Annotated in this window: 13 protein-coding genes; 10 read left to right on the top strand and 3 right to left on the bottom strand. The window is 64.3% G+C overall.

The features are described 5' to 3' along the window. Nucleotides 1-200: 200 nt before the first annotated feature. From QRN11_RS05255 to QRN11_RS05220, 8 genes are all read left to right on the top strand, one after another. Nucleotides 201-1,133 (top strand): universal stress protein, encoded by a 933-nt coding sequence (locus tag QRN11_RS05255; protein ID WP_350223970.1) that lies wholly within the window; start codon nt 201-203, stop codon nt 1,131-1,133. An 80-nt stretch (nt 1,134-1,213) separates the two neighbouring features. Next, on the top strand, nt 1,214-2,098 hold the full coding sequence (locus QRN11_RS05250; protein ID WP_285250164.1) for an HNH endonuclease: 885 nt from the start codon (nt 1,214-1,216) through the stop codon (nt 2,096-2,098). Between the two features lie 10 nt (nt 2,099-2,108). Then, nucleotides 2,109-2,642 (top strand): DUF2087 domain-containing protein, encoded by a 534-nt coding sequence (locus QRN11_RS05245; RefSeq protein WP_285250163.1) that lies wholly within the window; start codon nt 2,109-2,111, stop codon nt 2,640-2,642. A gap of 120 nt (nt 2,643-2,762) precedes the next feature. After that, nucleotides 2,763-3,785 carry a LacI family DNA-binding transcriptional regulator gene (locus tag QRN11_RS05240; protein ID WP_285250162.1) on the top strand — a complete coding sequence of 341 codons (1,023 nt, stop codon included), beginning with the start codon at nt 2,763-2,765 and terminating at the stop codon, nt 3,783-3,785. Between the two features lie 128 nt (nt 3,786-3,913). Then, complete coding sequence (locus tag QRN11_RS05235; RefSeq protein WP_142058294.1) at nt 3,914-5,209, top strand: extracellular solute-binding protein; 1,296 nt, start codon at nt 3,914-3,916, stop codon at nt 5,207-5,209. Between the two features lie 77 nt (nt 5,210-5,286). Then, on the top strand, nt 5,287-6,255 hold the full coding sequence (locus QRN11_RS05230) for a carbohydrate ABC transporter permease (RefSeq protein WP_285250161.1): 969 nt from the start codon (nt 5,287-5,289) through the stop codon (nt 6,253-6,255). Nucleotide 6,256: 1 nt separating this feature from the next. Beyond that, a complete protein-coding gene (locus QRN11_RS05225; protein ID WP_091419766.1) occupies nt 6,257-7,135 on the top strand; it encodes a carbohydrate ABC transporter permease in 879 nt (292 codons plus the stop codon). A 2-nt stretch (nt 7,136-7,137) separates the two neighbouring features. Continuing rightward, the gene (locus QRN11_RS05220) at nt 7,138-8,685 is read left to right on the top strand and encodes a glycoside hydrolase family 32 protein (RefSeq protein WP_285250160.1); all 1,548 of its coding nucleotides are present in this window, start codon (nt 7,138-7,140) and stop codon (nt 8,683-8,685) included. Nucleotides 8,686-8,753: 68 nt separating this feature from the next. On the opposite strand, the gene QRN11_RS05215 is transcribed toward QRN11_RS05220, so the two are convergent. Continuing rightward, nucleotides 8,754-9,512 (bottom strand): PKD domain-containing protein, encoded by a 759-nt coding sequence (locus QRN11_RS05215; protein WP_285250159.1) that lies wholly within the window; start codon nt 9,510-9,512, stop codon nt 8,754-8,756. Between the two features lie 110 nt (nt 9,513-9,622). Continuing rightward, complete coding sequence (locus QRN11_RS05210) at nt 9,623-9,895, bottom strand: hypothetical protein (protein ID WP_091419761.1); 273 nt, start codon at nt 9,893-9,895, stop codon at nt 9,623-9,625. 299 nt (nt 9,896-10,194) lie between these two features. On the opposite strand from QRN11_RS05210, the gene QRN11_RS05205 reads away from it, so the two are divergent. Then, the gene (locus QRN11_RS05205; RefSeq protein WP_285250158.1) at nt 10,195-12,060 is read left to right on the top strand and encodes a vWA domain-containing protein; all 1,866 of its coding nucleotides are present in this window, start codon (nt 10,195-10,197) and stop codon (nt 12,058-12,060) included. On the opposite strand, the gene QRN11_RS05200 is transcribed toward QRN11_RS05205, so the two are convergent. Beyond that, nucleotides 12,057-13,322 carry a hypothetical protein gene (locus QRN11_RS05200; protein ID WP_142062404.1) on the bottom strand — a complete coding sequence of 422 codons (1,266 nt, stop codon included), beginning with the start codon at nt 13,320-13,322 and terminating at the stop codon, nt 12,057-12,059. The two genes, QRN11_RS05205 and QRN11_RS05200, sit on opposite strands and share 4 nt — an antisense overlap. A 188-nt stretch (nt 13,323-13,510) precedes the next feature. Here QRN11_RS05200 and QRN11_RS05195 point away from each other — a divergent pair. Further along, nucleotides 13,511-14,792 (top strand): DUF222 domain-containing protein (locus QRN11_RS05195; protein WP_285250157.1); only part of this gene is annotated, 1,282 nt, incomplete at its 3' end.

Genomic DNA, 14,792 nt, shown 5'->3' with positions numbered 1-14,792 from the left:
CGCGTCATTGCGGGCGTCAGCGCCTAACCAGTGTCAGGGAGCGTTGGTCTCCACCCCGCAGCCGTCGCCTTCGCCTGAGCACAAAGGGATGTTAGCCACAAGTCTAAGAGCCCTCGCCCAGGCGGGAAACCGGTTGGTGCGAGATTAGGTACTTCCGGTTTTCGGCACCTGATTTCCGAGGGCAGGCTCAAGGCAGCAGCATGGACAATCGTGGCGCGGAAAGCCACTATTGGGCTGAAAGCCGAACTGTCCAGGAGCGCGGTGAAGCCATGCAGGAGCCAAGGTCCATAGTTGCCGGCTACGACGGCTCGGCTGAAGCTGCGGAAGCGGTCCGCTGGGCGGCACGCCACGCGCACCGTCGCGGCCTGGCCGTGCATGTGGTGCATTGTTCCATCTGGCCGCTGTTGACCAGGCACCTTGGCCCTGTCCCGGGCGTCTCGGACAGCGGATTGGAGAGGTCAGCCGAGTCAATCCTTGAAGAGGGACTTGCCCACGCGAAGGCTGCGGCGCCAGGAGGGGATGTTGAATCAACCTTGCTGCACGGCCTGCCTGCCCCGCACCTCGTCGGGATATCGGCCCGGCAGGAGATGCTTGTTGTCGGGAGCCGGGGGCTGGGCGGATTCCTGGGCCTGGTGGTGGGCTCCGTCAGCCTGGAACTGGCGGCCGCTGCTTCCTGTCCCGTAGCCGTCATCCGTTCTGATCTCCATCCGGATGGACCAGTGGTGGTGGCAGTCGATGAAAGTGGCTCACCAACTGCGCTGAAGGATGCCTGCACGCTGGCGTCGGCATCCCGTGCGGACCTCGCGGTGGTCCATGTCCGCCACACACCTGCCGGATACCGCCGCTTCCGTGACAACCCTGAGGCGCTCGCCGCCGCTGAGGAAGTCCTCCGGACCGCCGTCAATTCTGCCCGCATCCACGCCCCTGGGGTCCGGGTGGAAGGAACCCTCCTCACCGATTCATCCATTGCCCACGGCATCCTCGACGTTTCCGGGGATGCCGCGATGGTGGTATTGGGCAGCAAGGGCCGTGGTCTGGTCAAGGAAACGATCGGTTCAACAGCCCACGCCGTCCTTCACCACGCGCGCGGGCCTGTCCTGGTTTCGCGCCATGTCCCCGACAACAGCAGATGAGGCTGCTGCCGGTATGGCACCCTCGGATCCCCGGAACGTAGGCTGAACCAATACAGAGCATGGGCTGGACAGGGTGAGTGGTGGCTGCAGTAATTCTGGGGTGGAACCCAAAGGGAGTGAACCGCTGGGACTACCGCGCCGCCGTCGAACGGGTGACGGAATCCGGGCGGATCCTCGCCCGGTGGAACGTTGGCGGCTCCCGGAACATCCTGCCAGGGACAGAGGTCTGGTTGCTGCTGCAGGGCAGCAGCGATGCAGGTCGCGGCCTGATCGGCCATGGGATGGCCATGTCAGCCTCCGCGGAACCCGTTGGACGTGAGGAAGGTGACGCCGGGGACGGGTACTCCAGCATTGAGTTCGACGCGCTGCTCCCCATCGGAGAACAGATACGTCCCGACGTCCTCAAGGCAGGAATTTCGGGCCCGATGTGGGGGGAGGGCATCGCGGGGCCGGTTCCTGTCCCGCAGGCTGCGGAGCCTGAACTCCGCAGGCTCTGGCGGGAGCAGGGGCCAGTGGCCGCCAGCCACGCCGAACTGGTTCCCGGAACCTTCCCGCCGGAGGCTGTCGCGACGATCGACGTGAACCGTTACGAGCGGGACGCTGACGCAAGCAGGGTCTGCCTGGCATTCCACGGGGCCTCCTGTGCTGCCTGCGGCTTCTCCTTTGAGGCTTTCTATGGCGACGCCGGCACAGGCTTTATCGAGGTGCACCACGTAGTTCCGCCGGCGATGCTGGGGGGCGGATACAAACTGGACCCGGTGGCTGACCTTGTTCCGCTCTGCCCCAACTGCCACGCGATGGCGCATCTCGGCGTGGCCCCGCCCAGGACGGTTTCGGAATTGCGGACCATCATCGCCGCCGCCGGGCATCTGCGGGGCGAAGTGGTCAGCGAGCTTGCCCTCGAAGCACAGGATGATGCCCGGCGGATCCTTGAGGGGCCCCGCGACATAAAAGGCTCGGGCTGAGGCGCTCGGCATGACCAGGGGAAGGGCATACGGCGGTCCGCACTGGCGGAGGGTGCTGGCTGCCCTCGCCAACAGTGACGCCCGGACCGCTTACGCGCAAATAGTTCTCGGTGCGGGCAGGCCGGACGTTCTTGCCGGATTGAAGGATCACCGGCGGGACCGGGCCCTGGCCATACTGATTGAGTCGGGGCTCGTGGAACGAACAGCCTCCGGCGGACTGGCGGCACCGGAAGCGATTTACCGCGACCTGCTTGCCCAACAACCGCGGCGGCAGGCGAAAACCGGAGTGGACCGCTTCCTGCGGCTTGGGAGGATCGAGCGGTATCCGGCGAACGTGGCCGAGCGGCGGGAACTCCTGGCATGGATTGCCGGCGATGCCATCCGGTCCGGCGAAAACCTGACGGAAAAACAGGTCAACGAGCGGCTCCTCAGTTATACCGACGATGTTGTCCTGCTGCGCCGCTATCTGGTGGATTTTGGCATGCTGCAACGTACAGCGTCAGGCTCCGCCTACTTCCGGCCGGAGGATACACCGGCCGGGTAGAACGGCCGCCCCCGTACTGGTGAAACTGCTCCTTGAACGCTGCCTCTTGACTGCTGCAAAACGTTTTGCATATAGTGATACAAGCAACATACAAAACGTTTTGCAAAGGAAGCGAAGTCGATGGCGACGAAGGTGAACATCCGGGACGTAGCGAAGGCAGCAGGCGTCTCTGTGACCACCGTGTCGCACGCACTCAGCGAAACACACAACTCCAGGGTCAACGCCCAGACCGTGGAGCACATCAAAGCGGTAGCCGGGAACCTCGGCTACGCGCCGAACCGGCTGGCAAGCGGGCTGCGCAACCAGCGCTCCCAGATCCTGGGCCTGGTCAGCGACGAGATCACTACCACCCCTTTTGCCGGCGCCATGATCCAGGGCGCACAGGACGCCGCTTCCGAGCACGGCCATCTGCTCATGGTGGTTAACTCCGGCCTCGACAACGAACTCGAGCGCCAGGAAATCCGTGCACTGCAGCAGCACCAGGTGGACGGCGTCATCTACGCCCGCATGTACAACCAGCGGGTATCCGTTCCCGCGGAGCTGGAGGGAATGCCCGCCATCGTGTTGGACGCCACCTCGGACAACCCGGGGCTGTCCTCAGTGGTGCCGGATGAGTTCGGCGCCGGCCAATCCGCCGCCGAACTCCTGGTCGCGGCCGGCCACCGCCGGATCGCCATGATCAACAACGAGGACGATATCCCGGCCGCCCACGGACGCCTCGATGGTTTCCGTGCCGGGCTGGCCCGGCACGGCATGCAGTTGCCCGTGGACTGCCTGGTAAGCAGCCGGCCCAGCACCGCGGGTGGGCGGGAAGCGGCACTGGAGCTGCTGGCCGCTGCAGACCGGCCCACCGCCCTGTTCTGCTTCAGTGACCAAATGGCCATGGGCGCCTACCAGGCGGCCGGCCACCTTGGCCTGAAGATTCCGTCCGACGTCTCCATTGTGGGCGTGGACAACCTGGAGCTCATTGCAGACGGCCTCTGGCCGGGCCTGTCCACCATGGCCCTCCCCCACTATGAGATGGGCCGGTGGGCTGTCCTGAAACTCCTCGACGAGCTCGAGAACCCCAAGGCACCGCGGGTGCACGAAAAGGTGGCCTGCCCGCTTGTTGAGCGGGATTCGGTCGCTCCACCCAAAAACTGAGCCAGGGCTGTACCCCACCCGGGCACAGCCAGGACTTTTCCCAAAAAAACGGGAACGCAGCCGTTGCAGCGGCCGCGTTCCCAGCAGGACCGACATCAATCACCCTGTCCAAGCAGAAAGACTGACCCATGAACAAGAAGTTCACGAAGATCCTGGCGACCAGCATAGCCGCAGCCGCCCTCACTGCCACCCTCGCCGGCTGCGGCAAGGGCAGTTCCTCGTCCACCACCGAAAGCTCCACAGAGATCACCATGTGGACCCACGCCGCCGGAAACCCGGCGGAACTGGCCGCCACGCAGTCGATCGTGGACTCCTATAACAAGAGCAGCGGCGCCAAGGCGCAGATCAAGGTGCAGGCTTTCCCGCAGGAGTCCTACAACGATTCCGTTGTTGGGGCCGCGTCGGCCGGCAACCTCCCGTGCATCGTGGACATTGACGGGCCCAACGTTCCCAACTGGGCCTGGGCGCAATACCTCACGCCCCTGAAACTGTCTGCGGACCTTACCAAGAACCTCCCCAGCACCGTTGCCAAGTGGCAGGGCGAGACCTATGCGGTTGGGTACGGCGACGTCGCTTTGTCCATGTTTGCCCGCAAATCTGACCTCGCCGCGGCAGGCGTCCGTGTGGCCACCATCGAGAAGCCATGGACGAAGGACGAGTTCCAGGACGCCCTGACCAAACTCAAGGCGCTGGGTAAGTGGGACTACCCGTTGGACATGGGTACTGCCGGAACGGGCGAATGGCTGCCCTATGCGTACTCACCGTTCCTGCAGTCCTTCGGCGGAGACCTGATCGACCGCAAGGATTACCAGTCGGCTGACGGAGCCCTTAATGGCGACAAGGCTGTGGAATGGGCCAAGTGGTTCCGCGGTCTGGCGGATCAGGGCTTCATGGCGACCAAGAGCGGGAAAGATTCCACCCAGGACTTCCTGAACAACAAGAGCGGCCTGCTCTACACCGGTTCCTGGGCAGGGGACAAAACCCGGGAGGCCCTGGGAGATGACCTGGCGGTCATGCCCTCGGTGGACCTGGGCAAGGGTCCCAAGATCGGCGGAGCTTCCTGGCAGTGGGGCGTCACCAGCGGCTGCAACAATACGGAAGCCGCGATGGACTATCTGTCCTATTCCCTGAAGCCGGAAAACGTGGCTTCCGTGATCAAGGCAACGGGAGGCATCCCTGCCACTGATGAAGCCGCCGCCTTGATTCCCGCTTTCGCCGAAGGCGGCGCAAACCGGGTCTTCATGGAGTTCTCCCGCAACTACGCCGTGATGCGGCCGGAGACCCCCGCTTACCCGTTCATTGCCACCGAATTCGGCAAGGCCACCCAGGACATCCTTGCCGGAGCCGACCCGCAGGGTGCGCTGGACAAGGCTGCCAAGGCGATTGATGCCAACATCAAATCCAACGGCGGCTACCAGAAATAGCCGGCAGATCCGGAGGTACGACGACGGCCGGCAAGTGCCGCCGTCGTCGTACCCCAGGTCCTGTCAAGGAGACTCCCATGACCCTCAGCCCGCTTCCCACCCGTCCTCCAGAGGCCGTCGCGGCCGCAGCAAAGCAAAGCAGCAGCCCCACCCGGCACCGCCGCCCCCGCCCCGGTTTCCTCCGCGAACAGATCAGCGGTTGGGGCATGATCGCCCCGGCCGCCGTTCTGCTGCTGCTGTTTGTGTTCCTGCCAGCGATCCTGGGCTTCGGCCTTGCCTTCACCAACGCCCGCCTGATCTCGCCGCGGCCTGTGGAGTTTGTGGGGACAGACAACTTTGCCCGGCTCTTCACCGATCCCACGTTCTGGCGTGCCCTGCTGAACGTGACGTACTTTGCGGTGGTCGTGGTGCCGGTGCAGTCCGCCCTTGCCCTAGCCATGGCCTTGCTCATCAACAAGAAGTTCCGCGGCGTCAACTTCTTCCGCACCATCTACTTCCTGCCCGTGGTCACGTCCATGGTGGTGGTGTCCCTGCTCTGGATGTTTATGTACCGCCGCGAAGGCCTCATCAACGAGCTCCTCTCCACGTTCAGCTTCGGGCTCATCCAGGGTGCTGACTGGCTCAATGACCCCGCCACCGCCATGCCGGCCATCATCGCCCTGTCCATCTGGCAGGCAGCCGGGTTCCACATGATCATCTGGCTGGCCGGACTGCAGAGCATTTCCGGTGAACTGTACGAAGCCGCGCAGCTGGACGGCGCCAGCCGCTGGCACCAGTTCCGCTATGTCACGTGGCCCGGCCTGAAGCATACCCGCAGCCTGGTGCTGGTCACCATCACCATCCAGGCGCTGGGACTCTTTGACCAGGTCAGCGTCATGACCCAGGGCGGCCCCCTGGATTCCACCACCACCATCATCTACGAGGCAGTCCGGTCCGGATTCAAGCAGCAGGAAACTTCCTACGCCTCGGCCATCTCGCTCGTATTCTTCGTCCTCGTCCTGCTCGTCTCCGCGGTGCAGCGCTACCTCACCCGGGAGAAAGACTGACATGAACAACCAACTGCTCCTGAGGAGCGCCGGCACCATGCTGGTGCGCATCCTCTTCGCCGTCGTGGCCGCCTTCCCCATCGTTTTTATGCTGATTTCCTCCCTCAAGCCGGACCAGCAGATCTTCGGCGACATGTCCTCCGTGGCGGCGTTCCTGCCCATCGGGAACATCTCATTCGATAACTACGCGGCAGTGTTCGACCGCGTCCCCGCCGCCCGGTTCATGATCAACTCCATCGGGGTCTCCGCCGTGACGGTGGTGCTGGGCATCTTCATCAACAGCTTGTGCGCCTTCGCGCTCTCCCGCATGGAGGTCCGCGGCAAGCGGATCGTCTTCAGCGCCATCCTGGCCACCCTGATTGTCCCGTTCCAGACCCTGGCCCTGCCGCTGGTGTGGTGGGTCAACCAGCTGCCCTACTTTGAGCTCGACGGCTTCAGCCTGGAGTTCTCAAAGGGCTGGCTGGACACCTACCAGGTCCAGATCATTCCGTTCCTTGCCAACGCGTTCTCCATCTACCTGTACCACCAGTACTTTGAGTCCATCCCCAAGGAACTGGATGAAGCGGCCCGGATCGACGGTGCGGGCTGGTTCAAGATCTACCGGCAGGTAGTCATGCCCTTGGCAGGCCCGGCCACAGCCACAGTGGCCATCCTGACCTTCCTGCCTGCCTGGAACTCCTACCTGTGGCCGCTCATGGTGGTCCAGTCCGAGGAACTGCGGCCCGTGATGATCGGCATCCAGTACTTCTTCCAGCTCAATGTCTCCTGGGGCGAGGTGATGGCCTACGCCTCACTCATCACCGTCCCCGTGGTGATCCTCTTCATTGCCTTCCAGAAGTCGTTCATCAACAGCATCGCCTCCAGCGGCGTGAAAGGCTGACCATGACATTCCTGACGACGACGGCTGCCGCGCCCGCCGCGGTTCCGGCGCCCGATGCCGTGGCCGTTCCCGTTACGGACCCGTTCCGCCCGGAGTGGCACTACACTTCCGAACGCAACTGGCTCAACGACCCTAACGGCCTGGTGTACCTCAACGGCACCTACCACCTCTTCTACCAGCACAACCCTTTCGGCCCGGACTGGGGCAACATGTCCTGGGGCCACGCCACCTCCCGGGACCTTTGCCACTGGGAAGAGCAGCCCGTGGCCATCCCCTGCGACGAGTCCGAGGCGATTTTCTCCGGCTCCGCAGTATTTGATAAGCACAACACCAGCGGTCTTGGCACGGCGGACACTCCCCCGCTGGTGGCCATCTACACCAGCGCGTACAGCGCCGCCTCAGCGCTCTCGGGACGGCAGGCCCAGTCCCTGGCCTACAGCCTGGACGAGGGAATGACGTGGAAGAAGTACCAGGGCAACCCGGTCCTGGACCGGGCGTCCGCGGACTTCCGCGATCCCAAGGTTTTTTGGTACGACGGCGGAGCCGGCAGTTACTGGGTAATGGTCGCCGTAGAAGCAGTGCACCGCCAGGTGGTGCTGTACAAGTCCGCGGACCTTTTGGTCTGGGAGCACCTGAGCACTTTCGGGCCCGCCAATGCCACCGGTGGAGTGTGGGAGTGCCCGGACCTCTTCGAGTTGCCCGTAGACGGGGATCAGGACGACACGAAGTGGGTCCTCATCGTGAACCTCAACCCCGGAGGGGTGGCCGGCGGCTCAGCCGGGCAGTACTTCCTGGGAGAGTTCGACGGCGTGACGTTCCGGTCTGAAACGACCGTCACCGCCGGCCTCCAGCAGGATGACAGCCGGATGCGGGACTACAACTGGCTGGACTGGGGGCGCGACTACTATGCCGCAGTTTCGTTCAGCAACGTACCTGACGGCCGCCGGATCATGATCGGTTGGATGAACAACTGGGACTATGCCGGATCCACGCCCACCGGGAGCTGGCGGAGTGCAATGTCCCTGCCTCGGGACGTGTCGCTGACCCGGGTGGACGGACGCGTGGTACTCCGGCAGGAGGCCATCGATCCCATTTCCGGACTGGAATCGGCGCAGTTCCGGCTGGGCTCCAGGCCCTTGGCATCCGGGGTTCTGGACCTCCCCGTCACCGCTGCAGTCACACGGATCGACGTTGACTTTCAGCCGGGTACGGCAAGCAGGGTGGGGCTTGTGATCAGGGCCGGCGACGCCGAACGCACGGTTGTCGGCTATGACGTGGCGGAGGGAATGCTCAGCCTGGACCGTCGCGAGTCCGGGCTTGTGAATTTCCATGGGGCCTTTCCGTCCGTCGAAGCCGTTGCCGTACCGCTGCAGGACGGCTTCCTCCGGCTCCGGATCTACCTTGACCGGTGCTCCGTGGAGGTCTTCGCCCAGGACGGGCTCGCCACCCTCACGGATCTGGTGTTCCCCTCGGAGGCGAGCACAGCTCTGGCGGTCTTCGCCGAAGGTGAGGGTGCGCACTTGGCGGCGCTCGCCGTCGTCGGGTGCTGATGGGCTGACTCAGTAAGAGCCCTGCACACGGCGGTCCGTGCAGGGCTCTTCAGCGTCCTTTTAACCGGCTACTTCGCCGCCGGCAGCGTGGTCCCGGCACGCAGCCCGAGGGCCATGTCCTGGGTAACTCCAAGAATCTCCACCAGGACGTCCGCTTCACGGCGGATGTCGGTGACGTTGACCGAGCGGGCGGACCTTTCAACGCGGCCCGCCGGGAACCCGTTGATGGCCACAGCCCAGGAATAGGCAGCAGGGTCCTCCGATTCCCACGTCACCCGGATCTCGCTGACCCCGTCCACCGTGGACAGGACCTCCACCTGGACGTTTCGTGGTGCCGCCAACGGCTGAGGCATCGGGATGGTGCTGACATGGATAGGGGTCTTCAGGACGTGGCTGCTTCCAACCATGTTCGACACCCGCAGGATCATCTCCCCCTCGAACTCATGCGCATAGGTGTGCTTGAGGACGGGTTCGCTGGAGGTCACATCGTAGTCGCCGTCGCCGTCGAGGTCCCATTCGTACTGGTTCACTGCGCCGATGGACGATGAGGCATCGAATCGGATCTCCATGCCGGGCGCAGCGAAATAGCCGTTGATCGGCAGCCTGGCCTCAACACCGTTGTTCCTGCCGAGCGGGATGACGGTGACCTGCACCGGCGATCCGGTCTGCTGGCCTGAGGGCGTGGGGCCGGGCTGATGGATGGTGGCCAACGGAGAAGGAATCCCTGTGTTCAGCGGAGCTGACGGAATGCCCGCCACTTCGGCACATCCGGCAGCCAGCACGAGTACCAAGCCTGCGGTGGCCAGTTTTGCGGCGCTCCGTGTCATGATCTCCCCCTCGATCGTTGCCCCCACGCATCAGCATGCGCAGATACCTGGGGTTTCCGATACTGTGGCAGACGCAAGATTCCGGAAAGAAGTTCTGGCTGCTGCCGGAGCTACTGCCCGGCCGGCGTGGTCCCGAACATCAGGGTCCGCCGCCGGACGTCGTAGAAGACGGTGGCCGAACGTTTCAGGAGGCCTTGGAGAACCTCGGCATCCTCAGCATCCAGCGTGAGCACTTCTTCCCAGGCCCCTTGGTCCAGGACCAGCTGGAGAGTCCAGGTGCCCGGCTTTCCGGCGTCTCCGGCCACCCAGCTGAATTGGTAATGGTTGACCTGCCGGACCTGGATGCTGTCATCGGTGATCGGTTGTTTCGGTGTGGGGCTCATGGTCCCCCTCCTGGATTTGGTGTGAGTGGGCCCGCTGCATAAGCCAAGACCCAATCTAGACCTGGCGCGCCGCTTCATCCAGAGCCAGCTGCAGCTGCTGGGGACTGTATTCGGGCGCGAAAAAGATCTGAATCACCACACTCACATCCGGCCCGCCCGGGTTATCCTCAAAATGCGTATCCAGTTGCGGGGGCATCCGGGCGGGGGGCTAGGCGCACCCGCGGTGTGACAGCCGCGGGCCAGTTTCATCATTTGCATTCACACCGGGGAAACCCGGGCGGATTTCAAAGGAAACGAACATGGGCCGTCGTCGCGCAGCAACTGACCCGATCTATCCACGCTGGATCTGGATCGCCGCGGCGGCTACCGTGGCGCTTCTTATTGTGGGCGGCGCACTGGTGCTCCGGACGCTGATCTTTCCCGCCGATTCAGGTGACGGCGGAGCCGCAGGAAATGGCAATCCACCCCCTGCAGGCGAACCCCTGGCGCAGGACGCTCCTCCCGCCGTCGCCGGTGCCTCTCCCTGTATCCCCCTGAACATCCTCACGTCGCTGGAAAACGCGGAGATGGTCCGGGCCCTTGCAGCCGAGTACATGTCCAAGCCTCGCAACGTTGACGGCAAATGCGTGGCACCGGCCGTCTCCCAGGAAAGATCAGGAGTGGCCGCCGGCAGGGCCGCGGCACAGTTTCCCGGCGTTCCGGCCGGGGAGAGGCCCACTGTCTGGCTGCCGGACTCCTCCGCGTGGTTACGCATTGCCGGGGAAGGTGCCGGCGCAAACCGCATCCCCCAGGAGGGAACCAGCGTGGCCCGGAGTGCCATCGTTGTGGCGATGCCGGAAACAATGGTGACTGCCCTCGGCTGGGACAGGCAACCGCCGTCGTGGTCTGAGGTGTTCAAGATGGCCGGCGAGCAGGACGTCTGGGAGCGCCTCGGCCATGGCGACTGGGGGAAATTCAAGTTCGGCAAGGCCAGTCCCCTCGTCTCGACGTCGGGCTTGATGGCCCTTGCTGCTTCCTACGGTGCCGCCGGCGGCAGCCCTGGCGGTTTGGACGGCATGGATCTGGAAGCATCGTCGCTGGTGGAGAAGGTGCGCGCCGTGGAATTGGGCACCAGCCACTACATGGCCACGCCCGAGCATTTCCTCTGGCACGCGAGGGAAGCCGACGACGCCGGGAAGGTTTCGGAATTCCTCTCCGCCGTAATCGTGGATGAAAAGTCTGTTTGGGACTACAACCGCGGAGTGGTCAGCGAGGACGGAACAACGAAGACGTCCGGTCCCGCCCCCAAGGAGCCCCTTCGGGCCATCTACCCCACCGACGGAGTCCACGTGGCGGACAACCCGGCCGTCATCCTTGACGGCGATTGGGTGGGGAACCAGCAGCGCCTGGCGGGACAGGATTTCCTCGCGTTCGCAGCGACGGAACAGGGCCAACGTGTTGTTGAGGCGTCCGGGTACCGGAGCGTCCAGGGCAAACTGGATTCCGGGGTGGCGAAAACCGGCCGCTACGCCGAGACACTCCAGCCCCTGCCGCTGCCCAAGGCGGAGGCACTGATTTCCATTCAGGAGAGCTTCCCCGAGGTCCGCAGACGGGCCAGGGCTTTGTTCCTGCTGGATGTCTCGGATTCCATGGTGCAGGAGCCCGGAGTCACCAAGCTGCAACGGGCCAAGGACGCGGTTCTCAAGGCTCTGGACCATTTCACGGGTGAGGACGAAGTTGGGCTGGCCGCGTTCTCCCATGAGGGCGACGGTCCGCTACAGCCGGGCATCGTCAGCCCGGTGGCCCCTTTCAAGACCAATAAGGGCGACATCGCCGCCAAGCTCAATGAACTCCAGGCCGTGGAGGCTACGCCTCTGTTCGAAGCGGTGAGCCGTTTCGCGGGCGATCTGGCCAAGGACTACAAGGACACGTTCATCAACACCATCGTGCTTTTGAGCGACGGCAAGAACGATACCCGCCACCCGGGAGACCTGGGCGGGCTCTCAGAACAGTTGAGCCATCAGTACCACTCGACGCCGGTGCTCGTCTTTACCCTCGCCTACGGACCGGACGCTGATGTCCCCACGCTCCGGGACATTGCCCGGGCCAGCGGCGCGCACTACTACGACGCCACCGATCCGACCAGGCTTGATGAGGTGCTCGGCGAATTGGTGACCAGCTTCTAGGAAGGGTTGCCCGCGGTCAGAACCTTGGCCGCCTCCGCAAGTTCGTCGTCGTATCCTTCTTCGAGCGGCGATTCACCCAGGCCCAGCACTGCCAGCAGCGATGGATCGTCGAATGCATCGGCAACACAGCGGATAATCGCCGGGGGCACGCGGAAATGGGTGTCGATGGTCAGCAGCCCAAGTTCCGCAAGCTCCTCCAAGCGGCCCATGGCCACCTTGGTGAGCAATTCGGCGGCCTTCTGTTCTTCTTCGGGAGCGTGATCGGGCGCCGCCAGGACGCGTTCCACCAGCAGCGGTTCGGCCGCGGCCGCCGCCAGGAGGACGGAAACCTGTATTGCGGCGATGGTGCGCTCCCACGGCTCTTCAGGATCGAGCCGGAGCACGGCCTGCTCGAGGAAGAGCGAGGTGAATATGGTGAACTCGTCCACCTGCTCGGCAACGCTGCCGTCCAGGAAGTGTGCGGGATCCTCGAACGGCACCACCTTCGTCGGCTTGACCTTGATCAGCTCGGCGGCCTGGAGCGCGGCCCAAATTTCGGCAAGCAGAGGTACCTCGTACATGCTCCGTACCGTAAGGACATCATCGGCTGCATCCTTCTTGGATCCGCCCTTGGCCTGCACGCCCACGCAGGCGGCCGCCTCCTCAATGTCCCGCAGGCGGAGGGCGCCCGTTCCGGTCACGGGCTTCCCTTCACCGATCCATACCAATAACGCTGTTGCCTTCTGGATCAGCGGCATTTCCGTAAAGGCTGACAGTGCCTGATCCTCGGGAATGTCCGGAATCTCGATGGTCTCCTGTCCATCAACGCCCTCGGCAAGGCTGTCGAAGACATCCAGAACCTCGGCCAGTAGCTCCTCTGTCCCCGTCCACCGGCCCGTTTCCGAGAGGAACTCGACGTAGCTGTGGACGGAGTCAACGATGAGGGCAACCTGTTCGGCGTCCACGACCTCGGGTGCCTGTGCATCCGCGGCGGCCGAGACTTCCTCCGCGACCGCGTTGGCCAGGGTTGCAGGGTCGAGGCTTGTCATGTCGGGCGCAGCCGTCATCTCCATGTAGCGGCTGATGGTGGGTTCCATCAGCTTCAGGTATTGCAGGGCTGCAGCGCCTGCTCCGGGAGTGCCGTCGTCGAACCACTGGACATAAGCCGGCGTTAAGGCGTCAAGGGCCCGCCCGGCACGGAAAGAACTGAGGGAGACCGGCGCTTGGTGTCGTTTCTGCGCCGAAGTTTTGCTTGCGCGCCGGTTCTTACTGTTCTTGCCCAAGGAGTACCTAACTGCTGGAGAAATGTTGCTCGAACGACGCTACTGATTTCGACGGCGGCATGCCACTTTGGATTGTTGTGCAGGAGGCTGTTCAAGATTCAGGCACTTTCCCGCGCCCCTTTCAGGACGACCACCAGTTGGGCGTCCGGCCGAGGGAAAATGTCAGACCCCATTGTCATGATGGGTTTATGGGGACAGCGGCGGTGGCGAAGGCGTTTGAGGACATCAAGGCCGCCCTTGCCGTGCTCAACGCGGAGGCGGAGGGCTGCGGTTCGGAGCCCTTCTCGGATGCTGATCCGCTGGCCGGGCTGGGAGATGGGTGCCTGGACATCCTCGCCGGGGCGCGGGTCGCGGAGGCCGGGTTCGCCGCTTTGAAGGCCCGCGCTGCCGTGACGTACTCGGACACTGCCCAGCTCATCGCGGGGCCCGAGGCCCCGGTGCAGGCGCTGGAAATGGCTGTCGCCGCGGAAATCGGCGCCCTCCTGGCCCTTGGTCCCCGGGCCGCGGGTGCGTTCCTGGCCGCGTCCCACACCGTGGTTAAGGAGTTGCCGCTGGCGTTCTCGGCGTTGCAGGCCGGGACGATCACCTGGCCGCACGCCCTGGTCGTGGTGGAGGAAACAGCCGGCCTTGACCCCGCCGGCGCTGCAGCGTTGGAGGCACAGTTCCTGGACCCGGACGTGCCCAGGCCCTCTACGGCCGCCCCGGTCGGGGAGTTGCCGGCGTACCGGTTCCGGGCCAAGGCCCGGAAGTGGCGGGAACGCCACCACCCGGAATCCATCGAAAAGCGCCACGCCAAATGCGCCGCCGACCGGCGGATGGAATACACCCCGGACCGCGACGGCATGGCCCGCGTTTCCCTTTACGTCCCCGCGGACCAGGGCTCAGCCATCTGGAACCGCACCACCGCCATCGCCCGCGGCCTCCAGGGCCCCGACGAACCCCGGACCATGACACAACTCCGCCCCGACATCGCCGCCAGCATCCTGCTCGGCGCCGGAACCGCACTTCGCCCCGGCCCGGAAACCAGCACAGCACAAAGCAGCACGGGAGAAAGCAGCGCGGGACAGGCCAGCACGGGACAAAGCGGTGCTGGAGAAAGCGACCCGGCTGCAGGCAGGCCGGGTGAAACCTACGCAGGTGCCGGCTTGGGCGACGTCCCGGTACCCAGGGCGGACGTTCTAGTCACCGTCCCGGTACTCGCCCTGTTCGGCATCACGGACGAACCGGCAAACCTGGACGGCTATGGTCCGATCCCCGCGTCGATGGCCCGCACACTCGTCGCCAACGGTGCCACCTCGTTCTACCGTGTGCTGGTGGATCCGCGGGACGGGGCGCCGTTGGAAATCGGCCGCACCAGCTACCGGCTGACCAAGGCTATGAAAAAAGCCCTGCAGCTTCGGGACGGAAGATGTACTTTCCCCGGCTGCAACAACCCCTCCCTGGACAACGAGGCAGACCACCTTCAAGCCT

The sequence above is a fragment of the Pseudarthrobacter sp. fls2-241-R2A-168 genome (genome assembly GCF_030209335.1).
GTDB lineage: Bacteria > Actinomycetota > Actinomycetes > Actinomycetales > Micrococcaceae > Arthrobacter.
The sequence above is the reverse complement of the archived record's forward strand: the minus strand, read 5'-3'. Positions and strand labels throughout refer to the sequence as shown.